Below are 21,215 nucleotides of genomic sequence, written 5' to 3'. Positions count from 1 at the left end.
GGCGGGCGGGGGGTCTCCGCGGGGCGCGGCCCCGGGCCCCTCGGGCCCACCAGCCCCACGGCCCCACGGCCCCACCGGTCGCACGGGCCCACCGGCCCCACGGCCCCACCGGTCGCACGGGCCCACCAGCCCCACGGCCCCACCGGTCGCACGGGCCCACCGGCCGTACGGCCCCACCGGTCGCACGAGCCCACCGCGCGGGCTAGCCGATCAGCGACTCCAGCAGCTCGAAGGCCTGTTCCTGGGTCATCCCGACCCCGCCCTCCCGGGTCTCCTCGAACCCGGTGTCACCCATCAGCTCCCGCAGGACGGCCTCCGAGCGGGCCCGCTCGGCCCGGTCCAGGAAGCCGCCCTTGGGGCCGTTCAGCCCGCCGTGCGCGCCGGTCAGCACGGCCGCCGCCCGGGCCCGCTCCAGATCCCGGTCACGCTGGGCGAAGGCGCACAGCACCGCCGTCACCGCGGGCACCACCATGACCGTCATGTGCTCAGCGAAGCCGCTCGCCGCCGTCACCGCCCGCAGCTGCCGCCAGCCGTCGCGCAGCAGCTCGAACCCCGCCTCCGGATCCCCGGCCCGGGCCGTGATCCAGCCCCGGGCACTCAGCAGCATCCCGGTCACCAGGCTCGGCGCGAAGCCGCCCACCCGGACGGTGTCCAGCTCGTCCAGCTCGGCCAGCGCCAGGTCGAACTCACCGCGCTGGGCGTGGATGCCGCAGAGCGTCAGGTGGCCGAACATCAGCGCCCCGGTGGTGGACTGGTTGAGGCCCGGGGTCTCGATGGAGGCCAGCGCCTGGCGGATGATCCGCTCGCCGCGGTCCATGTCCTGCTCCAGCAGGGCGGTGCCCAGGTTCACCTGCAGGATCGGCACCTCCAGGTGCGCCCCGAGCTCCTCGATCAGCTCGATCGCCCGCGCGTACGCCTCCGCGGCGGCCGCGGACTCGCCCCGGTTGGAGAGCGACTCGCCGTGCGCGGACAGCGCCTGGGAGATCCCCCAGAGGTCGCCCGCCTGCTCGTACAGCTCCAGCGAACGCGCGCCGTCCCGGATGCTCTGCTCCGCGCCGCTCGGCCAGTCGTTCATCATCCTGGCCCGGACCTGCAGGATGAACGCCAGGTCGCTCGGCCCGCCGTGCTGCCCGCAGCCGCGCACGGCGTCGTCCAGCAGGTCCTTCATCACGTCCAGGCGGCCGGCCAGGAAGGCGCCGAACACCCGCATCAGCGCCGGGAAGCGGTAGGACTGCGGCAGCTCCGGGGTGTAGACGTCCATCAGCCGCTGGGCGACCTCGATCGCCTCCGGATCGCCGAGGACGTCCAGGTTGCCCTCGAACAGGCCGATCAGCCGGTACATGGAGAGCAGCCGGCGGGCCTCCTCGACCACCCCCGCGGGCAGCGGCAGGTCGTACGCGAGCACGCTGCGGCTCAGCGGCACCGGCTGCGGGGCGTCCGGGGCGAACGGGTCCGGGCCGAGCGCGGCGACGGCGTTGTACCAGGTGCGCGCCTCCAGGCTGTAACCGCGCAGCGACCAGTACCAGCTCATGCCGAGGGCGATGAGCAGCGACTGCTCCTCGTCGCGCAGGTCGACGGCGCGGCGCAGCGCCGTCCGGACGTTGTCCTGCTCGCGCTCCATCACGGTCAGCCAGTGCAGCTGCCGGGGGCCGTGGATCTGCGCGTCGGCGAGCGAGAGCATGCTCCGGAAGTGCGCCAGGTGGCGGGCCTCGGTGGCGGCGCGCTCGGCGGCGGACCCGGCGAGGCGCTCGGTCGCGTACTCGTGGATGGTCTCCAGCATCCGGTAGCGCGGCAGGCTGGCCCCGTCCAGGTCGGCCACCAGCAGGGACTTGTCGACCAGCGACAGCAGCAGGTCGGCGACCTCGCCGGAGGCCACCTCGACGCCGTCGGCGCAGACCGCCTCGGCGTCCTCCAGCTGCCAGCCGCCCGCGAACACCGCGAGCCGGCGCAGCACCGCCCGCTCCCGCTTGCCCAGCAGGTCCCAGCTCCAGTCGACCACCGCGCGCAGCGTCTGCTGGCGCGGCAGCAGGGTGCGGCTGCCGGCGGTGAGCAGCGCGAACCGGCCGTCCAGCCGGTCGGCGATCTGACGCGCGGTCATCACCCGCAGCCGGGCGGCGGCCAGTTCGATGGCCAGCGGCAGCCCGTCCAGCCGGCGGCAGATCTCGGCGCAGGCCTCCGGGTCGCCCAGCGGGTCGAAGCCTGGACGGGCGGCGGCCGCGCGCTCGGCGAACAGCCGCAGCGCGACCGGATCGGGCAGCGGCTCGACCGGCAGCACCGTCTCGCCGGGCACGCCCAGCGGTTCGCGGCTGGTGGCGAGCACGGTCAGCCCGGGGCACTCGGCGAGCAGGACGTCGGCGAGGTCGGCGGCGGCCTGGATCAGGTGCTCGCAGTTGTCCAGGACGAGCAGCATCCGGCGGTGGCCGCAGTGCTCGACCAGCCGGCGCACCGGGTCCTCGGCCCGCTTGTCGATCACCTCGGCGACCATGTTGGTGCTGTGCAGCACGATCTCGCGCAGGCCGAGCGCCGAGACCACGGCGGCGGGCACCGCGTCCGGGCTCTCCAGCGGGGCGAGTTCGGCCACCCAGACGCCGTCCGGCCAGGCCCCGGCGGCCTGCTCGGCGCGGCCGGCCTCGGTGGAGAGGCTGGTCTTGCCGGAGCCGCCGGGACCGGTCAGGGTCACCAGCCGACGGCCCGTCAGCATCGTGCGCAGCGCGGCGAGATCGTCCTCGCGGCCGACGAAGCTGGTCAGTCGGCCGCGCAGATTGCCGCCGGAGCGCGGGAGTTGGGGCGGCGCGCCGGACGGGGAAGTGGGATCGGGGGCGACGGGGCCGGGGGCGGCGGGGGCGGGCTCCGGCTCCTCCTGGGGCGCCGGGGCCGCCGGGATCGGCGGTGGCGCCGGTGCGAGCAACTCGGCGTACAGGGAGCGGAGTCCGCGCCCCGGGTCGACGCCGAGCTCGTCGGCCAGGGCCCGCCTGGTCCGCTCGTAGTGGCGCAGCGCCTCGGCCGTCCGCCCGCTCTCGTGCAGCGCCCGGATCATCAGCAGCTGCAAGGGCTCGTCCAGCGGCTGCCGTTCGCACAGCTCGGCCAGTTCGGCGATCAGCTCGGCGGCCCGGCCGAGGCCGAGGTCCGCGGTGATCCGGTGGCGGCGCACCTCCTCGCGCTGGGCCTCCAGCCGGACGGCCGGGCCGGTGCGGTCCGGCAGGTCGGCGAGCGCGGGGCCGCGCCACAGCGCCAGGGCGGCGCGCAGCCGCTCGGCGGCGAGCGCAGGGTCCCCGGTGTCCAGGGCGCGGCGGCCCTCACCGGTCAGCCGCTGGAAGTCGGCGAGGTCGGTGGCGGGGCCCGTCAGCCAGTACCCGGCCGGGCCGGAGCCGACCTCGTCCCGGCCGATGGTGCGGCGCAGCCGGCCGACCAGGGTCTGGAGCGCGGCGGAGGAGTCCTGCGGCGGCTCGGCCTCCCACACCTCGTCCACCAGCAGGTCGGCCGGCACCGGCCGGCCCTGCCTCAGGGCCAGGGCGGTGAGCAGGGCCCGCAGCCGGGCGCCGCCGATCGTCACCGGGGTGCCGTCGTCGTGGTGGGCCGTCGTCGTCCCGAGAATGCCGTAGTACACCCGGACCATTCTGGTCGATGCGCGGGCCGAGGACCGCACAATTGTGCTGGGCCCGCCCCGGCCCGGCACGTAGGGTGGAACGCCACCGCGGGTGGAGCGCCCCGGCGGGCGGAACGCCACCGCGCGCCCGGACGTTCACCCGGGGCGGCTTGTCCGGTCACCGGCCCGCCCGGCATGATCGACCCGGCCCGCGTCCGCCCACCTCCCTCTGCCCACGGAGCACCCACACCATGACCTTCGCCGCCACGCCGCGCTCCCGCAGCGAGGACCGCCGGATCAGCCCGGTGTTCTGGGTGCTCCTCGCCGTCCTCGGCACCTCCGGCTGGGCGGTGTACCAGGGCTACGGCAACGCCTCGTTCGGGGTGTTCCTGTTCGTGGTCGCGGGCTGGATGGTCTCGCTCTGCCTGCACGAGTACGCCCACGCGCGCACCGCGCTGCACGGGGGCGACATCACCGTCGGCGCCAAGGGCTACCTCACGCTCAACCCGCTGAAGTACGCCAACGTGCTGCTCAGCTTCGTGCTGCCGATCGTCTTCGTGATCCTCGGCGGCATCGGCCTGCCCGGCGGCTCGGTCTGGATCGAGCGGCACCGCGTCCAGGGCCGGCTCAAGCACAGCCTGATCTCGGCGGCCGGCCCGCTGGTCAACCTGCTCATCGCGGCGGTGCTGCTGATCCCGATCGGCGCGGGCTGGCTGGACGACCCGACCGTGCACGCGGTCTGGAACGGCTACGAGCTGATCATCTCGCCGTTCTCCGGAGCGCTGGGCTTCCTCGGCTTCCTCCAGCTGAGCGCGGCGGTGCTGAACCTGCTGCCGGTGCCCGGGCTGGACGGCTACGGGATCGTCGAGCCCTGGCTGTCGTACCGGACCCGGCGCGCGATCGAGCCGTTCGCGCCGTACGGGATGCTCGCGGTGTTCGCGCTGCTGTGGCAGCCGCAGGTGAACCAGTTCTTCTTCGGGATCGTCCACGGGCTGATGGCCCTGTTCGGCGTGGACCAGGACTACGCGACGCTCGGCCGGTACCTGTTCAGCTTCTGGAAGAACTAGCCCGTCTCCGGAAGAACCGGCCCGTCCGCGGGCCCGGGCTTCAGCCCTGTTCGGCGGCCGCCGCGGCGATCCTGGCCCGGCGGCGGTCCATCCACAGCACGTTGCTGGCCACGCCGGCCAGCGGCAGCCAGATCAGGCCCAGCCAGAAGCCCTGGACCAGCGAGACCACCAGGGCCACGAGCGCGAGGACGACGGCGGCCAGGGCGAAGCGGGACGTGCGAGGCATGGCGGGAGGCTCCTAGAACGGGTGCGGGCGGCCGGCTCACGGCCGCCACCCATTGTCGCCGACCTCACCTCCGGCGCCCGGCCAGGGGTGAGGTCGACACGGCGGGCCCTCGATCAGACGTCGGTGATCCGCAGGCCCGCGTGGGCCTTGTAGCGGCGGTTGACCGAGATCAGGTTGGCGACCAGCGACTCCACCTGGTGGGCGTTGCGCAGCCGGCCGGCGTAGATGCCGCGCATCCCGGGGATGCGGGCGGCCAGGCCCCGCACGATGTCGGTGGCCTCCCGGTCGTCGCCGAGCACCATGACGTCGGTGTCGATGCTCTCCACCGACTCGTCCTGGAGCAGCACCGCCGAGAGGTGGTGGAACGCGGCGGTGACCCGGGAGTCCGGCAGCAGGGCGGCGGCCTGCTCGGCGGCGCTGCCCTCCTCCGGCTTCAGCGCGTACGCGCCCTGCTTGTCGAAGCCCAGCGGGTTGACGCAGTCGACGACGATCTTGCCCGCGAGCTCCTCGCGCAGCGCGGTCAGCGTGGCGGCGTGGCCGTCCCACGGGACCGCGATGATCACCACGTCGCTCTCCCGGGCGACGGTGGCGTTGTCGGCGCCGCGCACGCCGAGGCCGAGCTCGGCCGCCGAGGCCTCGGCCCGGGCGGCGGCGCGGGAGCCGATGATCACCTGCTGGCCGGCCTTGGCCAGCCGCAGGGCCAGTCCCCGCCCCTGGTCGCCGGTGCCGCCGAGGACACCGACCACCAGCTGCGAGACGTCCGGTACCTCGTGGGCCGGGTTTGTCGCTGAATCGAGGGAAGTCATGGGCCGATCCTGCCAAATCCCCGGCCCGGCGGGACATCCTGGCCCGCATGGATGCGGTGAGAGTTTCGGCACTCCGGGAACGGCTGACGGGTACGGGCTGGCTGGAGGCGGTCGGCGGCTTCGCCGGGGCGCTGCGCCGTTCGGTGGAACGGCGCGGGGCGAGCGGGCTGCTGCTGGTCGGCACCGAGGCGTACGAGCCCTGGCACCTGGCCGCCCACCTGGACGACGAGTCCGTGTGGTCGGACGTCCCCCGGCTGGCGCCCACCCTGCTGCGGCACAGCCCGCCGGCCGGCGCCCCGGCCCACCTGACGCACGACCTGCGGCGGCTCACCGAGGCCGGGCGCGGCGACACCGTGCTGGTGGTGGTCCCGGAGGCGGCCGGCGCCCCGCTGCTGGAGCGGGTGCAGGACGCCCGGCGGCGCGGCGCGACCGTGCTCGCACTGGACGGGGGAGCGCCGGGCGAGCCCGGGGGACCGGGCGGGGCGGACGAGCTCGGCGGGGCGGCCGGGCCCGGCGGGCCGGATGAGCTCGGCGGCCTCGGCGAGTTGCGCGGGCTCGCGCACGAGCGGCTGACCGTCGGCACCGCCGCCGAGGGGCCCTTCGACCTCGCCCAGCACCTGGTCAGTGTCGCCGCCGGGCAGCGGGCCGGCCGCCGCTCCGTCCGGGAACGGCTCGTCCGACTCGCCGGGCGGCTGACCTCGACGCCCGCGATCAGCCGCTGGTGAGCCGGGCGCTCGCCTCCCCGGCGCGCTCGTCCCGGCCGCCGTCCCGGCCGTCGCCCCGGCCGTCGCCCCAGTCGTCGCCCCAGTCGTCGCCCCAGCCGGCACCCCGGGTCTCCACGGGGCGAAAACCCTTTGCGGAGGCGGTGGCCGCCGTCCGAGGATGACGATTCGTGAACGTCGACGAACCCCCGCATCCCGCCGCACCCGGGCGCGCCCGGAGGCTGCTGCGCTCGCTGACGCCCGATCTGTCCCCCTGGCGCGCCTCGCGCGACTTCCGCTACCTGTGGACCTCCGGCTGCGTCACCAGCTTCGGCGGCTTCCTGACCCTCGTCGCCGTGCCGATGCAGATCAAGGAACTCACCGGCTCCTCCTTCGCGGTCGGCCTGATCGGCGCCGTCGAACTCGTGCCGCTGATCGTCTTCGGCCTGTGGGGCGGCGCCCTCGCCGACGCCCTGGACCGCCGGAAGCTGGTGCTGCGGGCGGAGGTCGCGCTCGGCCTGCTGGCCGGGCTGCTGCTGCTCAACGCCCTGCTGCCGCACCCGCTGCTCTGGCCGATCTACGTGGTCGCCGCACTGGTCGCGGCCACCGACGGCATCCAGCGCCCGGCGCTGGACTCGCTCCTGCCCCGGCTCGTCCCGCACCAGCACCTGACCGCCGCGTTCGCCCTCAGGTCGCTGTACCACAACGCCGCTTCGGTGGCCGGCCCGGCGCTGGCCGGGGTCGTGGTGGCCTTCGCCGGGGTGCAGACCGCGTACGCGCTGGACGTCCTCTCCTTCGCCGTCTCGCTGCTGCTGCTCGTCCGGATCAAGGCGGTGCCGCCGCGCACCGGTGCCGAACGCCCGTCCGTCCGGACGGTGCTGGCCGGTGTCCGCTACGCCTGGAGCCGCAAGGACCTGCTGGGCACCTACGCGATCGACCTGTGCGCCATGCTGTTCGCCTACCCGGTGGCCGTCTTCCCCTTCCTGGCCTCGGAGTTGGGGGCGGACTGGGCGCTCGGCCCGATGTACGCGGCCTCCGCCCTGGGCGCCCTGCTGGTCGGCGCGACCAGCGGCTGGACCTCCCGCGTCCACCGGCACGGGCGGCTGCTGGTGGCCGCCGCCGTCGGCTGGGGCGGGGCGATGGCGATCGCCGGGCTGTCCGAGCACATCGGGCTGGTGCTGCTCGGGCTGGCACTGGCCGGCGGCGCCGACGAGATCAGCGGGCTCGCCCGCTCGACCATGTGGAACCAGTCCATCCCCGACGAGCTGCGCGGGCGGATGGCCGGCGTCGAACTGCTCAGCTACTCCGTCGGCCCGCAGCTCGGCCAGGTCCGGGCCGGCACCATGGCCGGGCTGGTCGGCGTGCGCGCCGCCGTCTGGGCCGGCGGCGCCGCCTGCGTGGTCGCCGTGCTCGCCGTCGCCGCCGCCCTCCCGAAGCTGCTCGCCTACGACGACCGCACCGACCCCAACGCCGCCGCCGTCCGCGCCCGCCACGAAGCCACCGAACGAGAGGCCGCCCAGCCCGCCTGACGCCGACCGCCCCGTGCGCCCCGCCGCCCGGGGGCTACTCGGCGTCGCCCTTCGGCTTGTCGCTCCAGCGCGGGTCGTTCTGCCACTCCCGGTTGCGCTCGTCGGCGATGCGCAGGGCCTGGGCGGCCTCCTCGGGGGTGGCGTACGGGCCCAGGCGGTCCTTCGCCGGGCACTCCGGGCCCTCCTCGACCTTGTTGTGCCTGATGCAGTAGAACCACTCGCCGGGTTTGCCGGTCGGCTTGCGGTTGAATCCGAGGGGCATCGCGCTCTCCCGTTCAGAAGGCCGGAGGGATGGGTCGGTACCGATCATTCCCCGCACCGGGCCGGGCCGCACACCGCCCGGTGCCCCGGAGACCGGCGACTAGACTCGCGGCATGGCTCTCGTACCCGGCATCCAGTCCCCCACCCGCAAGGTCCCGGCGCACATCGCGCGCCCCGAGTACGTCGGCAAGCCCGCGCCGACGCCGTACACCGGGCCCGAGGTGCAGACCGCCGAGACGATCGAGAAGATGCGGATCGCGGGCGGGATCGCCGCCCGGGCGATGGAGGAGGCGGCCAAGCTGATCGCCCCCGGCGTCACCACGGACGCGCTGGACGTCGTCGCCCACGAGTACATGTGCGACCACGGCGCCTACCCGTCCGACCTCGGCTACCGGGGCTTCCCCAAGTCCGTCTGCACCTCGGTCAACGAGGTGATCTGCCACGGCATCCCGGACTCGACCGTGCTCCAGGACGGCGACATCGTCAACATCGACGCCACCGCCTACATCCACGGCGTGCACGGCGACCTCAACGCCACCTACCTGGTCGGCGACGTGGACGAGGAGTCCCGGCTGCTGGTCGAGCGCACCCGGGAATCCCTCAACCGGGCGATCAAGGCGGTCAAGCCGGGCCGTCAGATCAACGTCATCGGGCGGGTCATCGAGTCCTACGCCAAGCGCTTCGACTACGGCGTGGTGCGGGACTTCACCGGACACGGCATCAACACGTCGTTCCACTCCGGCCTGATCGTCCCGCACTACGACAGCGAGCGGGCCACCGAGGTGATCAAGCCGGGCATGACCTTCACCATCGAGCCGATGCTGACCCTGGGCACCTACGACTACGAGATCTGGGAGGACGGCTGGACGGTCGTCACCAAGGACCGCAAGCGCACCGCCCAGTTCGAGCACACCCTGGTGGTCACGGCGGACGGCGCGGAGATCCTCACCCTGCCGTGACGCCGTGGTCCCGTGCCGCGGTAGCCGCGTGACGCGGTAGCCCGGTGACGTGGTAACCCCGTGCCGCGGTAACCCCGTGGCCTCGCGCCGTCCCGGGCGCCGTCAGCCGATCAGCCACTGCTCCTCGGCGACGGCGCCCACCTCGGTGCAGGCGTCGGTGAGCACGTCCAGGACGCGCAGCGGGTCCGGCAGCGGCTGCTCGGGCCCCCGCAGCCACCTCACCTGGGAGCCGTCCGGCAGCGCGGCCGGCGGCAGCAGGGTGTACGAGCCGCGGCAGTGCCAGCGCAGGCCGGGGTGCTCGGACATGGTGTCCGGGGTGGAGTCGAGCGCGCTCGGCCACCACTCGTCCTCGTCCTGCGGGGTGCCGCGGGTGGCGGTGAAGAACAGGTAGCGGTCCCCGCCGACGGCGGCGACCGGGCCCTCGACGCCCAGCGCGGTCAGCCGCTCCAGCGCCAGCCGTCCGGCCTCCGCCGGGACGTCCAGCACGTCGTGCACCCGGCCGGTGGCGGTGATGAAGTTGGCCTGCGGATCGCGGGCGAGCCAGCGGGAGAGCTGCTCGGGGTCGGTGGTGGCCTGGGTCTGCCAGGCGAAGGAGACCGGGTGCTGGGCGGGGGCCGGACAGGCCACCCGGTCGCAGGAGCACCGGTAACCGGACGGGTGGGCGGCGGGCGCGAGCGGGAATCCGGCACGCACCGCGCCGAGCAGCTGATCGAGTCCGGCGGCCGGGTCGTCGGCGCCCCCCGCCCGCTGACGGTCACGCTTCTGCCACCAGGTCGTCCACCTGCTTCCGGCTTCCATCGGGCCCCTTCCGCGCAACTGCCGTGCCTGGTGCGACACAGCGTTCGACGTACACTCCGACGCAACGCACAGCGCCCCCGGCTGCTTCCCGGGGTGCTCGGCCCTGACGTCCGCGCCCTGCCGACCGTTTCCGGGGTCACCGGACGGCCGACGCCCGGGTCACGGTACGCAGTCGCGGCAGCACGCTGTCCGCGCCAAATCGGCCGGAGGGCGCGCGGATTCGCGCCTCGCCCGGCCCGTACGGGGCCCGCTGACCCGGGTGGACCCCGAGGGCGTAACAGGAAGGATAAGGGTGCGGAGGGCCTCCGGGTGACCGGGGGCGGTGCCTCTCCGGTCACACTCGCGGTGACGCCCTCGGCGCACCCCGGGCACACTCCCGGCACGCCGCCCTCACGCGACCTCCGCCCGCCCTCCCGCCCGGGAGCCCCCGGCCGCCCCGGCACTCCCCCTCCGGCGCTCCTGACACGGCCCCGTCCGGGGTGTTCCGCGGAGGTGAGACCCTGGAGGGATGAAGAGCGCGGACACCGAATTCGTCGGCGGCCCCCTGGACGGGACGATCCTGCCCATCCCGCTGGGGCCGATGCTCGGCGTGCCCAAGAAGTACAAGGTTCCGGTCCCCGCGCACGGCGAGGCCCCCGCGCGCACACTGGTGTACGTCCGGAGCAAGCAGGTTCGGGGCCTGAGCTGGTTCTGGCGCTACGAGTACGACGAGGCGGCCACCGTCCGCGCCTCCGGCTGACGGGCCCGCGCGCTTCCCCGTCGGTCCGAGTCGCGCTTCGCCGCCCTGCGCCGCCCGCACCGCCCGGCGTTGCCCTTCGTTCGCCTCCCGGGGAGGTCGGCATGGCGAGGACGGTACGGCACCCGAGGAGCCGCTCACGGGCGGTCGAGCACCACAACCGGCAGGTCGCCGGCGTCACCGGGGTGCTGCTCCTGGTGGTGTGCCTCTACAGCGTGGCGATCGAGCCGAACGCCTGGCTCTGGTTCGGCTGGGCGGTGCTGCTGCTGGTGTGCGTGGCACTGTTCACGGTCCGGCCGTGAGACCTGCGGGTCCGTGCGGGCCGTGAGGCCCGGGCGGCAGCAGCACCCGTCCCGCTCCCCCGCGGGTTCGCCGGTTCCTCCCCCCGGCTCCTCCCCCCGGGTCGGTCAGTCATCCTCGGCGAGGATGAGGTACAGCTTCTTGCGGGCCTCGGTCAGCACGGCCAGGCCCTTGGCGCGCTGCGCCTGGGTGCCGGTGGCCATGACCTGCCGGATCGCCTGGTCGACGGCGGCGAGCGCCTGGCCGACCTCCTGGACGGCCTCCCAGTCGACCTCCCGGCCGGCCTCCGCCCACGGTTCGGCCGGTCCGGCCTCGGCCTCGGCCCGGCCCGCCTCGGTGAGCGAGACCAGCCGCTTGCCGCCGACCTCCTCCGCGGTGATCAGGCCCTCCTCCTCCAGCAGCTGGAGGTTGGGGTAGATCGATCCCGGGCTGGGCCGCCAGGCCCCGCCGGTCCGCTCGGCGATCTCGGCGATCATCTCGTAGCCGTGCATCGGCCGCTCCTTGAGCAGCGCCAGCAGCGAGGCCCGGACGTCACCGCGCCGGGCCCGCCCGCCGCGCCGACCGTGCGGACCACCGCGCCGGCCGCCATGGCCGCCGTAGCCGTGCCCGAACGGGCCGCCCATCGGCCGGCCGGGGCCGCCGCCGAACGGCGGGCCGAACCCGCCGAACGCCTCCCGGCCCTCGACGCCCTCCCCGGGCATCCCCCGGAACTCCGGGCCCGGGCCGCGGCGCCGACCGCCGCCCCCGCGCGGGCCCTCCCAGCGGAATCGCTTCCCCTGACGTTCTGAGCGCATCGCGCCCACCTCCTGTGTGTCTCCGATGGTCGACGAGCCAGTCGAGTTACTGTCTCGATAGTTCGACGATATATCGGTGACTGTCGCTCGTCAACGGATTCCGACACGCCCGCGGAGCGCGGCGCATCCCCGTCCCGGCCCCCGTCCAGCCGCTACGGTGACGGGCATGGCCGCAGAACGAGACCTTGCGACACTGCTGCGCGGGATGAGCCCGCAGCTCAACCCCGGGCGGTACGTCTACTGCACGCTCCCCGCACGGGTGCCCGCCGGCATGCGCCCGGTGGTGACCGTCGCCGAACCCGAGGGGGTGACGATGGTGGTCGCCCAGGAGGAGGCGGACGCGCTCGGGCTGCGCTACGAGTACGTGGCGGCCTGGATCACCCTGCGGATCCACTCGGCGCTGGAGGCCGTCGGACTGACCGCCGCGGTGTCCGGCCGGCTCGCCGAGGAGGGCATCAGCTGCAACGTGGTGGCCGGCTTCCACCACGACCACCTGTTCGTCGCCGCCGACGACGCCGACCGCGCCGTCCGCGCCCTGGAGGACCTCGCCGCCCGCTCCGCCTGACGTCGACGCCGAGTGGCCGTCTCCCCGGCAGCCTCCAACACTGGAAGTGACCGCGCGGCCACCCCGGGCCGCCCCACCGGAAGGAGACGGCCGCCATGGCCATCTGCGTCACCTGCGGCAACGACTACTGGCTGGCCTTCGAGATCAAGACGGTCACCGGCGACACGTACACCTTCGACAGCTTCGAGTGCGCCATGGAGAAGCTCGCCCCGCGCTGCGAGCAGTGCGACGTCCGCATCGTCGGGCACGGCGTCGAAGTGGCCGGCATGTTCTTCTGCTGCGCCAACTGCGCCCGTGTCAACGGCGGCCTCGGCGACCAGATCCGCGACGCCGTCGGCGCCCGTCCCGCCTGAGACCCGCCCGCCCCGGCCGGGCATGACGAAGGGCCCTCCGACCTGTCGTTTCCGCAGGTCGGAGGGCCCTCGTGAAGCCAGGGGCGGAAGAGCAGGCCTGTACGCCGGGTACAGGCCACACTCCCCCACATATGACTCCTCCCGGGGCAGCGACCTGGGGAAACGCCTTGAGATCCGCGCCCTCTACGCCGCCTCGGGGAGCGGTTGGGGAGATCCGTTTCCGACGCCCTCTCCGGGGAGCGCTTCCGATGCCGCAGGTGTCGGCGCGATCCACCGGCCGAGGGCCGACAGCGCCTGCCGCCCGGCCTCGGGGAGGAAATGGACGTACGTGCGAAGCGTGAACGCCGGGTCGCTGTGCCCGAGCCACGCCGCCAGCGTCGTCACGGTCTCGCCGGCCTGAAGCACAACCGAGGCGAACGTGTGCCTGAGGACATGGAATCCGTCGGAGCGGTCCATCGTCCACACAACGCGCGTCCACATCACCTTTGCGCCCTGCACCTGCTCGCGCCTTGGCTCCGGGATCACGCCGGCCCTCACGAGAGCCGGCTTCCAGGCTTTCTCATCCCAGGTGGTCCGGTTGACAGCGCCCCCACCCTTGCCGCTGACCCTGGCCGTGGTAACCAGCAGCCGCATGGTCTTCATCGGCCGCTCTTCCCAGGCCAGGTTCGGGCGGTCAGGGTCGACCCAGGGAAGAGTCACCTCGACTGTCGGGAACTTCTCAGCGTGCTCCCGAACCCGCTCCGCAAGGCCGGGCGGGCAGGCCGTCACCCGAACCTTGTTGCCTTTGGGTGGCCCGAAGGCAAGCTTGCCGTCGATCTTCAGGACCTGCCGCACGACGTGGATCTCCTGGCCAACGATGTCGTCCAGGCTGAAGCCGAATGCCTCGCCCTGCCGCAACCCGGCGCCGACGGCCAGGTCGACGAGGACGCGGTATCGCGGAGCCAACGCCTCTCGCACAGCAAGCACGACGTGCAGCGGCCACGCCTTCGCCTTGCTCGCGGGAGCCGCCGGCGGCCTCAACTCGGCGTCTCGGAACGGGTTCTCCGGGATGCGCTTGGCCTTGTGCGCGGCCTGCATGATGGCGCTGAAGTGCTTCCAGGTGGTCCGTACGGTGCCGACGTCGATCGCCCTCTCTGCCTGGGTTACCCACCATCTGATCTGCTCGTCGCCGATGCGGATCAGCGGCTGGTCGCCCAGGTGCGGCAGGATGTGGTTCCAAATCCTGGGCCGCATGGAGGACTTGGTGTTCGGCGGCTTTCGCAGGCTCGGCCACCAGATCGTCTCGACGTACTCCCGCAGCGTGATCTCGCCGTTGCGGGGGTCGTAGAGGTTGCCGCGGGTGCTGTCCGTGGCCGCCTCGCGCAGCCACTTCTTCGCGTCCTCCAGGCCGGCAAACGAGCGGTCCCTGACGCCGACGATGCCAGCCACGCGGTAGCGCTTGCCTTTCCCCCAGCGCTCAGTTCGACGCTTCTTCCCGGTCGCCGGGTCCGGGCGCTTCGTCATCCACCGGTCTTCGATGTACCCAGCCACTGGGCACCCCCTTCCAGGTCGGCCGCACGGGTGCGGAGGATCCAGCCGGTCACGCCGAGTTCGGCGGCGAGCTCGGCCTCAGATGTTGCCCACTGCACAGCCGCACAGAAGTCGCTGAGCGCGATCAGCTTTCGGGCGGCGTGGAGGTCGGCGAGGCGTTCGGCTCGCAGGCCAGCCATGCCGCCGCAGCCGACGTCGCCAGCGAGGATGTGCTCGATCTCGTGTGCAAGCACGCAGCGCTCCTGGGTGGGGCTGAGGCCCTGGGCGAGGATCACGACGCGGTGCTTGGGGGACCACGCGCCCCAGGTGTCCCGCAGCCACTGGCGGATGACGGGTATGCCCATCTGCTCCAGCGTGGCAAGCGGGTCGTACTGCGCTACCTCGGCGGCGGTGCCGACGACTGCGGGCATGCCTCTCCCCCTGAGTCCTGACGTGTGGGAGGCATGCCGGAGAGCCGATTCTGGCATATGCGCGCGAGTAGAGGTGAGGAATTAGCCACGTAAAGTCACGCGTGTCGCAGACGTACTGGGGAGTTACGGCTTCTGCCGTCCCTGCTCGAACTCCTCCAGGGCCTGACGGATCCGTGCGGCATCGTCGTCCGGCACTCCCACGTCACCCTCCACCCAACCATGTGGCCGGTACGCAGCAAGGCCGTACGAAGTCTTCCGAGCGGCCGGCTCCCGCGGGATCGACTGCAGCAGTCGATCGGCTACATCCTCTAGTAGGTCGCGAAGCGCGGGATCGCCGCCAGCCTGAACAGCAGCACGGGCAAACCGGCCAACGGCCGGAAAGAGTTCAGCAGGGGATGGGCCACCCACCGCCGGAGAGCCAGCGAGCGACTCAACCGGCGGCTGCTGGCCCTGCAGGTAACTGTCGACCGCGTCGGGCGTCCAGCCGAAGATGGCTCCGACCTTGTAGTAGCCATCCGGTACTCGGTCACCCCGGGCGGGCCCTACGCCACGCTCGTAGTTGCTGATCGACTTTCGATCTAGGCCAGCGGCGGCACCAAGCTCCGACTGGTTCATGCCGATCTTGATTCGCTCGCGCCGAATCATGCGGCCGATCGCAGCCCAGTCGAGGTCAGCCTGCTTGGCTGCGCTCATCACGGTCCCCGGGTTCCTCTTGATGGACAACGTTAGGCAACAGCATCGCAGATTGCACCTCACTGCTGCGCGTCAGGTTCCCGCCATTTCCGCAGGTCGCAGGGCTTATTGCTCACGAGTACTCACCAAGGCTTGCTATTGCTCACCACTGCGCATAGTCTTCAGTCGTGAGAACGCGAGGCGCAGAAATCCGGCGAAGGCGCGAACTAGCAGGCCACGGCCTGCGCAACTTCGCCGCTCAAGTCGACATCTCCGCCTCGCACTTGTCCCGCCTTGAGCGAGACCTGCGAGGCGCCCAACCCGAGGTGGTAAGGCGCATAGCCGACAAGCTCAACGCGGCCGTCTCGGACATCATCGACCCATCAAGCTGAGCAATGGAGGTAAGTGATGGGTGCCAGTGAGGCATCTTCGCCCCTGCTCCCCCACGACCAGGCTGCCGCCTACATCGGACGCACTCCGAAGGCGCTGTACTGCCTGAACGACCGACGGATGGGACCGCCAAGCTTCCGACTCGGCGGCCGGCGGATGTACCGCATCACCGCTCTCGACGAGTGGGTCGCCGCCCACGAGGCCCAGGACTCCCGGTCGAACCCGGAGCTCGACCCCACCCGCCAGGCCCCCGAGCCGCGCCGCACCAAGCGCCAGCAGCCGCTCGCCGCCTGAACCCCCCTGACATGGGTCGGGCCCCCACCCGGTGGCACCCGGACGAAGGCCCTTGGACCCACCCCTACTGCACAGAGAGGCGGACGTCTTGTCCTCCATCATCCCCTACACGTTCCCGGAGACCGCAACCGCGGTCCGGGTGACGGTCATCAACTCCGAGCCCTGGTTCGTCGCCGCCGACGTCGCCATGGTGCTCGACCTCGGCAACCCGCGCAGTTCCCTCGCTCTGCTCGACGACGACGAGAAGGGGGTCCACACCATGGACACCCCCGGCGGTCCCCAGCAGATGGTGACCGTCTCCGAGGCGGGCCTCTACTCCCTGATCCTCCGCTCGCGGAAGCCGCAGGCGAAGGCATTCAAGCGGTGGATTACGCACGAGGTGATCCCGAGCATCCGCCGGACGGGCTCCTACGCGGTGGCGCCGGTCGTGCCGATGCTGCCGTCGCCCCGCGAGCTGGCCGCGCTGGTGATCGCTGAGGCGGACCGGGCGGACGCTGCGGAGGCGCGGGTCCTGGAGTTGGAGCCGAAGGCGCTGGCGCACGACACGTACCTGTCCGTGGGATCGGGTGACCGGCTGGTGCGCGAGGTGGCGAAGCTGCTGGGTTGGCGGCAGCAGGACCTGCGGCAGTTCCTGATCGCGGAGCGGCTGATCTTCGCGCGTCCGTCGGGCTGCGGGTCGATGCAGTGGGACTTCTACGCCGGGCACGAGCGGCACTTCCGCTCGGCGGAACACGTGGTGGAGCACCGGTCGATCGGGCTGTGCTCCCACTACACGCTGCACGTGCGACCGGCGGGCGTGGACCTGATCCAGCGGCGGATCGCCAAGCGGCAGGCCGAGCGTGACGCGATCGGTGGTGCGGCGTGACGGGGCTGGAGTTGGAGGCGCGGATCGATGCCGCGCTCGTGTCCCTGGCGGCGCCGGCGACGCAGTTGGTGGTCGAGGACCCGTGGCTGGACCGCTGGTACGAGGTGTTGGACGGGCAGGTGGACGAGTCACTGCCGGTGTGGTCGGCCGAGACGGTCGAGCTGGTCGCCGAGTACACGGCGCGATCGGGCGGTGCCCGGTGAGTGACAAGGGTCTGAGCGAGACGTACCTCGAGGAGCTCCGGGCTTCGTACGCGGGGACGGAGTCGGCCGAGGCGCGCATCATCGTCGAACTCCTCGACGAGGTCGATGCGCTGGACGACGCGTTGCACGCCTCGGAGGACGAGGTCGAGCGGCTGCGGGGGCGGGTTGAGCCGCGTGCGGTGTCGGGTTCGGTCCGCAGGCTGCCGTCCGGCAGGTGGCAGGCGCGGTGGCGTGACACGGACGGCAAGCAGTACTCGCGGTCGTTCGACCTCAAGGCCGATGCCAGGTACTGCCTCGCGGACGCGAAGTCGCGCGGGCGTGGCGGTGCCTGGTGAGCGCGCTGGTGGATGTTTCGGTGCTGCGGTGGCTGCCGACGGCTGGCGTGGACGTGGCCATGGTGCGCGGGGCGGTGGCCGGTCTGGTGGCCGCGGTGCCGGGGTCAGTGCTGGACGTGAACGTCGCTGCGGACGGCCGCACGGTGGGTCTGCAGGTGGCCTCGGTGGCCGCGCTGAGTGTCTGGTTCGACCTGGTGGGTTGGGCGTCGGGTGCGGTGTCGTCGCGGGATGGCGGCGGGCTGGCGTGGCACGTGCGGCTGCCGATGCTGCCCGGTCTGCCGGGTGTGCGGGTCGAGCTGACCGCGGTCTCGGGCGAGTTCGAGGTGCTGCCGAGGACGGCGCTGGTGCGGGCGATGTGTCCGTGGATGCCGCAGCGGTGGGCGCTGGAGGACCGCGAGGCCGCGGCGTGGGCCCGGAGGGCGGCGTGATGGCCGACGAGCTGCCGGTGCGCCGGGAGATGGAGGCCGAAGTGTCGCTGATGGAGCGGTACATGGACCTCTACGGGGACGACCTGTGGGAGTGGCCGCCGACTGTGGTGCACCAGCACGCGGTTGCGGTGGCCCGCCTGCGGGAGCGGTGGTTGCGGGGTGAGGTGCAGTGATCCTCACCTTCCTGATCCCCGTGTCCGTGGCCGTGTTCGCCGCGCTGCTGTGGCTGGACTGGCGGGCTCGCCGCCGGGTCCGTCCGGTGCGGGCGGCCGAGGTGACGCCGGAGCAGATCCGGTACATCGCTCGCCGCGGCAAGGCGGACGGCCAGTGATCCGCCGCCTCCGCGCCCTGACCGCCCTGCGTGTCCGCCGTTGCACCTGGCCGTACCCGGCCCTGGAGCTCACCCGGCCCGATGGCCGCGGCTGGCTGATCTGCCCCCTGAACTTCCCCTCGAAGGACGACCAATGAGCACCGAGATCGTGCGGGCCACACCCGCCACCTCGCTGCCGGACATGGTCCGGTACGCCGAACACCTCGCCAACGCCAACCTGCTGCCCAGCCAGTACCGCAAGCAGCCCGCCAACGTGCTGTACGCCATGGAGTACGGCCGCACCCTGGGCATCACCCCCCTCGCCGCTATCACGGGCATCCACGTGATCGAGGGCAAGCCGTCCGCGAGCGCGGCTCTGATCGGGGCGCTCGTCCGGCAGGCCGGCCACAAGCTGCGCGTGCAGGGCAACGCTCTCTCGGCGACCGCGCAGATCGTGCGCGCCGACGACCCGGACTTCACCTACGAGGTGACGTGGGAACTGCGGCGCAACGAGCGGGGCAACCCGAACGCGGAGGACGCCGGGCTCCTCAGCAAGAAGGTGTGGAAGGAGTACGGCGCCGCGATGCTGAAGGCCCGCGCCATCTCGCAGGTGGCCCGGGATGCGTGCGAGGAGGTGCTGTTCGGCCTGCACTACACGCCGGAGGAGTTGGGCGCGTACGTCGACCAGGACGGCAATCCGGTTGATGCTCCGGTGCAGCCGTTGCGGGCGGTGCCGGCGGAGCAGGTTGCCAAGCCGCGTGACTTCTTGCACGAGGCGTACAAGGCTGCCGACGCGGACACCGTGCGCCGCCTCTGGCAGGAGGCGAAGGCCGATGGTCGCCCGGGCCACTACCTGGAGAGCATCGCCCAGGTGGGCCGCGACCTGGCCGCTGCAGTGTCGCAGACTGCCTCGGTCGTCGAGGCTGAGCCGGTTGAGGCAGAGGTCGTCGAGGACGACGGGCGAACCGCCGCGATCGACGCTCTGCGCGGTGCCGCGCTCGCCGCCGGCGTCGCCGCCACGATCGAGCAGGACTTCCTGCAGTCGTACGGCGTCGACCTCGCCCGGGCTGACATCTCGCAGATCGCCGAGATGACCGAGCTGCTGCGGGGTGCCGCGTGAGCCTCGCCGATCTGGCCGCCCGCGAGGCGGTGTTGAAGGCCCTCGCCGACGCAATCGGCGACCAGCTCAAGGCCGTACGGGCCGACGTACAGGCCGCGCTGGACGAGTCGGCCGGTGTTCGGCAAGTGGCCGCGCTGCTGCCGTCCGGGCAGCAGGTCGCGAAGGTCAGCCTGACGGACCCGTCGCCGGCCGCGACGGTGACCGACCCGGAGGCGTTCCTCGCCTGGGTCCGCGACCACCACCCCGACTCGAACGCCATCACCCGTCGGGTGGTGACCGAGGTTCGGCCGGCAACGCAGACCGCGCTGCTGGCGGAGATGACCGCCGCTGGCGTGCCGCAGTGGTGCGACACGGAGACGGGCGAGGTGCACACGGTGCCGGGTGTGGAGATCCGGGCCACCCGGGCCCGCTCACACTCGGTGCGGTTCGACAAGGGCGGCCGGGACCTGGTGGCTGCCGCGTGGCAGGCCGGGGAGCTGGCTGCGCTGGTTCTGCCGGAGCTGACCGTCGGGGGTGCCGAGTGAGCCGGCCCTGGCACTGCTGGCCGCTGGTCGGCTTCGACCTGGAGAGTACGGGCGTCGACCCGCAGGTGGACCGGATCGTGACCGCCGCGGTGCTGCGGGTGGGACCGCAGCGGTGGAAGTCCCGCGAGGACAACGCCTCGCGGTGGCTGGCTGTGGACCGGTTCGGCTGGATTGCCGACCCGGGGGTGGAGATCCCCGAGGGGGCGGCCGCGGTGCACGGCATCACGACGGAGAGGGCCCGCACGATGGGGCGTCCGGCTGCGCGGGTGGTGCGGGAGGTCGGCATCGCGCTGGCCGAGCACGTCGCCGAGGGCACCCCGATCGTGGCCATGAACGCGCCGTACGACTTCACGATGCTGGACCGGGAGTTGGAGCGGCACGGATACAGGCCGCTTGCGGTGCAAGCCGGCCGGGAGCCGGTCGTCGTGGATCCGCTGGTCCTGGACCGGCAGGTCGACCGGTACCGGCGCGGCAAGCGCACCCTGACCGCCCTGTGTGGGCACTACGGAGTGCGGCTGGACGGCGCGCACGAGGCGGCGGCCGACGCGCTTGCCGCGGTGCGGGTGGCGTACGAGATCGCCGAGCGGCACCCCGCTCTCGGCGGGGCATCGCTGGCGGACCTCCACGCGGCTCAGGTCGTGTGGGCGGGCGAGCAGGCGGACGGGCTGCGGCAGTACCTGGTGCGGCAGGGCCGCGACGCCTCCGGCGTGCACGGTCACTGGCCGCTGATCCCCCGGCAGGAGGTGGCGTCGTGAGCCCGGAAGAAGGCGGCGACCGCATCGAGAAGTTGATGCCGGTGGCAGCTCGGATCGCATGCGTCATCCACGGCGACGGCGACCACCATGACATCACCCACCACACCAAGAACCTGGGCCGTGATGATCTGCTCCGGCTCATCGTGATCCTCGGCGCCATGGTTGATCCGGGGACGCCGGTCGACGATGCGCTCGGGTTCATCACCTGGGACGAGCACGGCCGGCCGAAGCCGCCGATCGTGACCGGACCTCGGCTGCGGATCCGTAGTCTCGCGGCTGACGTCGAGCCGCCGGCGGACCTCGGCGCCGAGCGGGTCCTGAAGTCGGAGCGGGTGCAGCTCGCCCGTGAGATCCACCTGGGGCAGGGCTACACGGTGACGGAGACCGCCCGGCAGTTGGGTATCGACCCGGACACAGTCCGCAAGTGGTTGAGGCGGGTGGCGGCGTGACGGCCCGCAGGTACACGGCCCCGCCGCAGTCCGCGGAGACGCTCGCCGCGGCCCGCCGGTACTGCGAGGCGATGGCCCGTGACGAGGCCGACCTGGCGCTGCTGCTGGCCGCGCTTGGCCTCGACCAGCCCACGGCGTGACGTGCCGGCAGTGGCTGCCCGCGGTGCGCGAGTACTGCGGGCAGCCGGCCCGGCCGTACATCCAGGGGCCGCGCTGCCCCGACCACACCCCGGCCGCGCAGGCCGGACG

The 21,215-nt window shown here is 72.9% G+C and carries 31 protein-coding genes; 21 read left to right on the top strand and 10 right to left on the bottom strand.

What is annotated here, in order from left to right:
• Positions 1-202: 202 nt before the first annotated feature.
• Positions 203-3,616, bottom strand: a complete 3,414-nt coding sequence (locus tag ABZ449_RS12105; RefSeq protein WP_360344287.1) for a BTAD domain-containing putative transcriptional regulator — start codon at positions 3,614-3,616, stop codon at positions 203-205.
• A 221-nt stretch (positions 3,617-3,837) separates the two neighbouring features.
• Here ABZ449_RS12105 and ABZ449_RS12100 point away from each other — a divergent pair, with 221 nt between their 5' ends.
• Positions 3,838-4,653 carry a site-2 protease family protein gene (locus ABZ449_RS12100; protein ID WP_360344285.1) on the top strand — a complete coding sequence of 272 codons (816 nt, stop codon included), beginning with the start codon at positions 3,838-3,840 and terminating at the stop codon, positions 4,651-4,653.
• A 40-nt stretch (positions 4,654-4,693) separates the two neighbouring features.
• On the opposite strand, the gene ABZ449_RS12095 is transcribed toward ABZ449_RS12100, so the two are convergent.
• Complete coding sequence (locus tag ABZ449_RS12095; protein WP_360344282.1) at positions 4,694-4,879, bottom strand: hypothetical protein; 186 nt, start codon at positions 4,877-4,879, stop codon at positions 4,694-4,696.
• A 113-nt stretch (positions 4,880-4,992) separates the two neighbouring features.
• Complete coding sequence (gene npdG, locus ABZ449_RS12090; RefSeq protein WP_360344279.1) at positions 4,993-5,685, bottom strand: NADPH-dependent F420 reductase; 693 nt, start codon at positions 5,683-5,685, stop codon at positions 4,993-4,995.
• A 47-nt stretch (positions 5,686-5,732) separates the two neighbouring features.
• Between npdG and ABZ449_RS12085 the strand changes: the two genes are divergently transcribed.
• Positions 5,733-6,410 carry a hypothetical protein gene (locus tag ABZ449_RS12085; protein WP_360344276.1) on the top strand — a complete coding sequence of 226 codons (678 nt, stop codon included), beginning with the start codon at positions 5,733-5,735 and terminating at the stop codon, positions 6,408-6,410.
• On the opposite strand, the gene ABZ449_RS12080 is transcribed toward ABZ449_RS12085, so the two are convergent.
• Positions 6,397-6,525, bottom strand: coding sequence for a hypothetical protein (locus ABZ449_RS12080; RefSeq protein WP_360344273.1), 129 nt, complete (start codon positions 6,523-6,525; stop codon positions 6,397-6,399). The two genes, ABZ449_RS12085 and ABZ449_RS12080, sit on opposite strands and share 14 nt — an antisense overlap.
• Before the next feature lie 52 nt (positions 6,526-6,577).
• Here ABZ449_RS12080 and ABZ449_RS12075 point away from each other — a divergent pair, with 52 nt between their 5' ends.
• Positions 6,578-7,915 carry an MFS transporter gene (locus ABZ449_RS12075; protein WP_360344270.1) on the top strand — a complete coding sequence of 446 codons (1,338 nt, stop codon included), beginning with the start codon at positions 6,578-6,580 and terminating at the stop codon, positions 7,913-7,915.
• A gap of 34 nt (positions 7,916-7,949) precedes the next feature.
• Here the strand turns inward: ABZ449_RS12075 and ABZ449_RS12070 are convergent, their stop codons facing one another.
• The gene (locus tag ABZ449_RS12070) at positions 7,950-8,177 is read right to left on the bottom strand and encodes a hypothetical protein (protein WP_360344267.1); all 228 of its coding nucleotides are present in this window, start codon (positions 8,175-8,177) and stop codon (positions 7,950-7,952) included.
• 112 nt (positions 8,178-8,289) lie between these two features.
• Between ABZ449_RS12070 and map the strand changes: the two genes are divergently transcribed.
• Positions 8,290-9,135, top strand: a complete 846-nt coding sequence (gene map / locus ABZ449_RS12065; protein ID WP_360344264.1) for a type I methionyl aminopeptidase — start codon at positions 8,290-8,292, stop codon at positions 9,133-9,135.
• Positions 9,136-9,237: 102 nt separating this feature from the next.
• Here the strand turns inward: map and ABZ449_RS12060 are convergent, their stop codons facing one another.
• Complete coding sequence (locus ABZ449_RS12060; protein ID WP_360344261.1) at positions 9,238-9,933, bottom strand: bifunctional DNA primase/polymerase; 696 nt, start codon at positions 9,931-9,933, stop codon at positions 9,238-9,240.
• A gap of 508 nt (positions 9,934-10,441) precedes the next feature.
• Here ABZ449_RS12060 and ABZ449_RS12055 point away from each other — a divergent pair.
• Positions 10,442-10,672, top strand: a complete 231-nt coding sequence (locus ABZ449_RS12055; protein WP_360344258.1) for a hypothetical protein — start codon at positions 10,442-10,444, stop codon at positions 10,670-10,672.
• A gap of 101 nt (positions 10,673-10,773) precedes the next feature.
• Complete coding sequence (locus ABZ449_RS12050; RefSeq protein ID WP_360344255.1) at positions 10,774-10,971, top strand: hypothetical protein; 198 nt, start codon at positions 10,774-10,776, stop codon at positions 10,969-10,971.
• Positions 10,972-11,076: 105 nt separating this feature from the next.
• Here ABZ449_RS12050 and ABZ449_RS12045 read toward each other — a convergent pair whose 3' ends face one another.
• A complete protein-coding gene (locus ABZ449_RS12045; RefSeq protein ID WP_360344305.1) occupies positions 11,077-11,670 on the bottom strand; it encodes a PadR family transcriptional regulator in 594 nt (197 codons plus the stop codon).
• Between the two features lie 259 nt (positions 11,671-11,929).
• Between ABZ449_RS12045 and ABZ449_RS12040 the strand changes: the two genes are divergently transcribed.
• Both ABZ449_RS12040 and ABZ449_RS12035 read left to right on the top strand, forming a co-directional pair.
• Positions 11,930-12,328 carry an ACT domain-containing protein gene (locus ABZ449_RS12040; RefSeq protein WP_224273954.1) on the top strand — a complete coding sequence of 133 codons (399 nt, stop codon included), beginning with the start codon at positions 11,930-11,932 and terminating at the stop codon, positions 12,326-12,328.
• A 95-nt stretch (positions 12,329-12,423) separates the two neighbouring features.
• Positions 12,424-12,681 carry a Prokaryotic metallothionein gene (locus ABZ449_RS12035; RefSeq protein WP_359896907.1) on the top strand — a complete coding sequence of 86 codons (258 nt, stop codon included), beginning with the start codon at positions 12,424-12,426 and terminating at the stop codon, positions 12,679-12,681.
• A gap of 183 nt (positions 12,682-12,864) precedes the next feature.
• Here the strand turns inward: ABZ449_RS12035 and ABZ449_RS12030 are convergent, their stop codons facing one another.
• The 3 genes from ABZ449_RS12030 to ABZ449_RS12020 form a co-directional block, all read right to left on the bottom strand.
• Positions 12,865-14,184 (bottom strand): site-specific integrase, encoded by a 1,320-nt coding sequence (locus ABZ449_RS12030; protein ID WP_360344252.1) that lies wholly within the window; start codon positions 14,182-14,184, stop codon positions 12,865-12,867.
• Positions 14,181-14,621 carry an ImmA/IrrE family metallo-endopeptidase gene (locus tag ABZ449_RS12025; RefSeq protein ID WP_360344249.1) on the bottom strand — a complete coding sequence of 147 codons (441 nt, stop codon included), beginning with the start codon at positions 14,619-14,621 and terminating at the stop codon, positions 14,181-14,183. Before ABZ449_RS12025 ends, ABZ449_RS12030 begins: the two co-directional genes overlap by 4 nt.
• A gap of 123 nt (positions 14,622-14,744) precedes the next feature.
• Complete coding sequence (locus tag ABZ449_RS12020; protein ID WP_360344246.1) at positions 14,745-15,314, bottom strand: helix-turn-helix transcriptional regulator; 570 nt, start codon at positions 15,312-15,314, stop codon at positions 14,745-14,747.
• Between the two features lie 167 nt (positions 15,315-15,481).
• On the opposite strand from ABZ449_RS12020, the gene ABZ449_RS12015 reads away from it, so the two are divergent.
• The 13 genes from ABZ449_RS12015 to ABZ449_RS11955 all read left to right on the top strand — a co-directional run bounded on the left by ABZ449_RS12015 (position 15,482) and on the right by ABZ449_RS11955 (position 21,106).
• Entirely contained in the window at positions 15,482-15,685 is a 204-nt protein-coding gene (locus ABZ449_RS12015) for a helix-turn-helix transcriptional regulator (protein ID WP_360344243.1), read from the top strand.
• 16 nt (positions 15,686-15,701) lie between these two features.
• Positions 15,702-15,977, top strand: coding sequence for a DNA-binding protein (locus tag ABZ449_RS12010; RefSeq protein WP_360344240.1), 276 nt, complete (start codon positions 15,702-15,704; stop codon positions 15,975-15,977).
• A gap of 88 nt (positions 15,978-16,065) precedes the next feature.
• The gene (locus ABZ449_RS12005; RefSeq protein ID WP_360344237.1) at positions 16,066-16,842 is read left to right on the top strand and encodes a BRO family protein; all 777 of its coding nucleotides are present in this window, start codon (positions 16,066-16,068) and stop codon (positions 16,840-16,842) included.
• Positions 16,839-17,045: a hypothetical protein gene (locus tag ABZ449_RS12000; protein WP_360344234.1), complete on the top strand. Its 207-nt coding sequence runs from the start codon at positions 16,839-16,841 to the stop codon at positions 17,043-17,045. Before ABZ449_RS12005 ends, ABZ449_RS12000 begins: the two co-directional genes overlap by 4 nt.
• On the top strand, positions 17,042-17,380 hold the full coding sequence (locus ABZ449_RS11995; RefSeq protein ID WP_360344231.1) for a hypothetical protein: 339 nt from the start codon (positions 17,042-17,044) through the stop codon (positions 17,378-17,380). The genes ABZ449_RS12000 and ABZ449_RS11995 overlap by 4 nt, the downstream gene beginning before the upstream one ends.
• Entirely contained in the window at positions 17,377-17,808 is a 432-nt protein-coding gene (locus ABZ449_RS11990; RefSeq protein WP_360344228.1) for a hypothetical protein, read from the top strand. Before ABZ449_RS11995 ends, ABZ449_RS11990 begins: the two co-directional genes overlap by 4 nt.
• A complete protein-coding gene (locus ABZ449_RS11985; RefSeq protein ID WP_360344225.1) occupies positions 17,805-17,981 on the top strand; it encodes a hypothetical protein in 177 nt (58 codons plus the stop codon). The genes ABZ449_RS11990 and ABZ449_RS11985 overlap by 4 nt, the downstream gene beginning before the upstream one ends.
• Entirely contained in the window at positions 17,978-18,139 is a 162-nt protein-coding gene (locus tag ABZ449_RS11980) for a hypothetical protein (protein WP_360344222.1), read from the top strand. Before ABZ449_RS11985 ends, ABZ449_RS11980 begins: the two co-directional genes overlap by 4 nt.
• A 133-nt stretch (positions 18,140-18,272) precedes the next feature.
• Positions 18,273-19,238: a hypothetical protein gene (locus ABZ449_RS11975; protein ID WP_360344219.1), complete on the top strand. Its 966-nt coding sequence runs from the start codon at positions 18,273-18,275 to the stop codon at positions 19,236-19,238.
• Positions 19,235-19,762 carry a hypothetical protein gene (locus ABZ449_RS11970; protein WP_360344216.1) on the top strand — a complete coding sequence of 176 codons (528 nt, stop codon included), beginning with the start codon at positions 19,235-19,237 and terminating at the stop codon, positions 19,760-19,762. The genes ABZ449_RS11975 and ABZ449_RS11970 overlap by 4 nt, the downstream gene beginning before the upstream one ends.
• Positions 19,759-20,517, top strand: a complete 759-nt coding sequence (locus tag ABZ449_RS11965; RefSeq protein WP_360344213.1) for an exonuclease domain-containing protein — start codon at positions 19,759-19,761, stop codon at positions 20,515-20,517. Before ABZ449_RS11970 ends, ABZ449_RS11965 begins: the two co-directional genes overlap by 4 nt.
• Positions 20,514-20,966 carry a helix-turn-helix domain-containing protein gene (locus ABZ449_RS11960; RefSeq protein WP_360344210.1) on the top strand — a complete coding sequence of 151 codons (453 nt, stop codon included), beginning with the start codon at positions 20,514-20,516 and terminating at the stop codon, positions 20,964-20,966. The genes ABZ449_RS11965 and ABZ449_RS11960 overlap by 4 nt, the downstream gene beginning before the upstream one ends.
• Positions 20,963-21,106, top strand: a complete 144-nt coding sequence (locus ABZ449_RS11955) for a hypothetical protein (RefSeq protein WP_360344207.1) — start codon at positions 20,963-20,965, stop codon at positions 21,104-21,106. The genes ABZ449_RS11960 and ABZ449_RS11955 overlap by 4 nt, the downstream gene beginning before the upstream one ends.
• Positions 21,107-21,215: the final 109 nt, after the last annotated feature.

It is taken from the genome of Kitasatospora sp. NPDC005856 (assembly GCF_040629945.1).
Taxonomy (GTDB): domain Bacteria; phylum Actinomycetota; class Actinomycetes; order Streptomycetales; family Streptomycetaceae; genus Kitasatospora.
Note: the sequence above shows the minus strand (reverse complement) of the source record. Positions and strands in the feature narration are given on the sequence as shown.

What these genes read in the sequence shown, in the direction of transcription:
- ABZ449_RS12045 (WP_360344305.1), bottom strand. Translation starts at nt 11,670, where the DNA reads ATGCCCGGGGAGGGCGTCGAGGGCCGGGAGGCGTTCGGCGGGTTCGGC.
- ABZ449_RS12055 (WP_360344258.1), top strand. Translation starts at nt 10,442, where the DNA reads ATGAAGAGCGCGGACACCGAATTCGTCGGCGGCCCCCTGGACGGGACG.
- npdG (WP_360344279.1), bottom strand. Translation starts at nt 5,685, where the DNA reads ATGACTTCCCTCGATTCAGCGACAAACCCGGCCCACGAGGTACCGGAC.
- ABZ449_RS12025 (WP_360344249.1), bottom strand. Translation starts at nt 14,621, where the DNA reads ATGCCCGCAGTCGTCGGCACCGCCGCCGAGGTAGCGCAGTACGACCCG.
- ABZ449_RS11975 (WP_360344219.1), top strand. Translation starts at nt 18,273, where the DNA reads ATGAGCACCGAGATCGTGCGGGCCACACCCGCCACCTCGCTGCCGGAC.
- ABZ449_RS12070 (WP_360344267.1), bottom strand. Translation starts at nt 8,177, where the DNA reads ATGCCCCTCGGATTCAACCGCAAGCCGACCGGCAAACCCGGCGAGTGG.
- ABZ449_RS12105 (WP_360344287.1), bottom strand. Translation starts at nt 3,616, where the DNA reads ATGGTCCGGGTGTACTACGGCATTCTCGGGACGACGACGGCCCACCAC.
- ABZ449_RS12040 (WP_224273954.1), top strand. Translation starts at nt 11,930, where the DNA reads ATGGCCGCAGAACGAGACCTTGCGACACTGCTGCGCGGGATGAGCCCG.
- ABZ449_RS12050 (WP_360344255.1), top strand. Translation starts at nt 10,774, where the DNA reads ATGGCGAGGACGGTACGGCACCCGAGGAGCCGCTCACGGGCGGTCGAG.
- ABZ449_RS12010 (WP_360344240.1), top strand. Translation starts at nt 15,702, where the DNA reads ATGGGTGCCAGTGAGGCATCTTCGCCCCTGCTCCCCCACGACCAGGCT.
- ABZ449_RS12085 (WP_360344276.1), top strand. Translation starts at nt 5,733, where the DNA reads ATGGATGCGGTGAGAGTTTCGGCACTCCGGGAACGGCTGACGGGTACG.
- ABZ449_RS12020 (WP_360344246.1), bottom strand. Translation starts at nt 15,314, where the DNA reads ATGAGCGCAGCCAAGCAGGCTGACCTCGACTGGGCTGCGATCGGCCGC.
- ABZ449_RS12060 (WP_360344261.1), bottom strand. Translation starts at nt 9,933, where the DNA reads ATGGAAGCCGGAAGCAGGTGGACGACCTGGTGGCAGAAGCGTGACCGT.
- ABZ449_RS12100 (WP_360344285.1), top strand. Translation starts at nt 3,838, where the DNA reads ATGACCTTCGCCGCCACGCCGCGCTCCCGCAGCGAGGACCGCCGGATC.
- map (WP_360344264.1), top strand. Translation starts at nt 8,290, where the DNA reads ATGGCTCTCGTACCCGGCATCCAGTCCCCCACCCGCAAGGTCCCGGCG.
- ABZ449_RS12095 (WP_360344282.1), bottom strand. Translation starts at nt 4,879, where the DNA reads ATGCCTCGCACGTCCCGCTTCGCCCTGGCCGCCGTCGTCCTCGCGCTC.
- ABZ449_RS12030 (WP_360344252.1), bottom strand. Translation starts at nt 14,184, where the DNA reads ATGACGAAGCGCCCGGACCCGGCGACCGGGAAGAAGCGTCGAACTGAG.
- ABZ449_RS12035 (WP_359896907.1), top strand. Translation starts at nt 12,424, where the DNA reads ATGGCCATCTGCGTCACCTGCGGCAACGACTACTGGCTGGCCTTCGAG.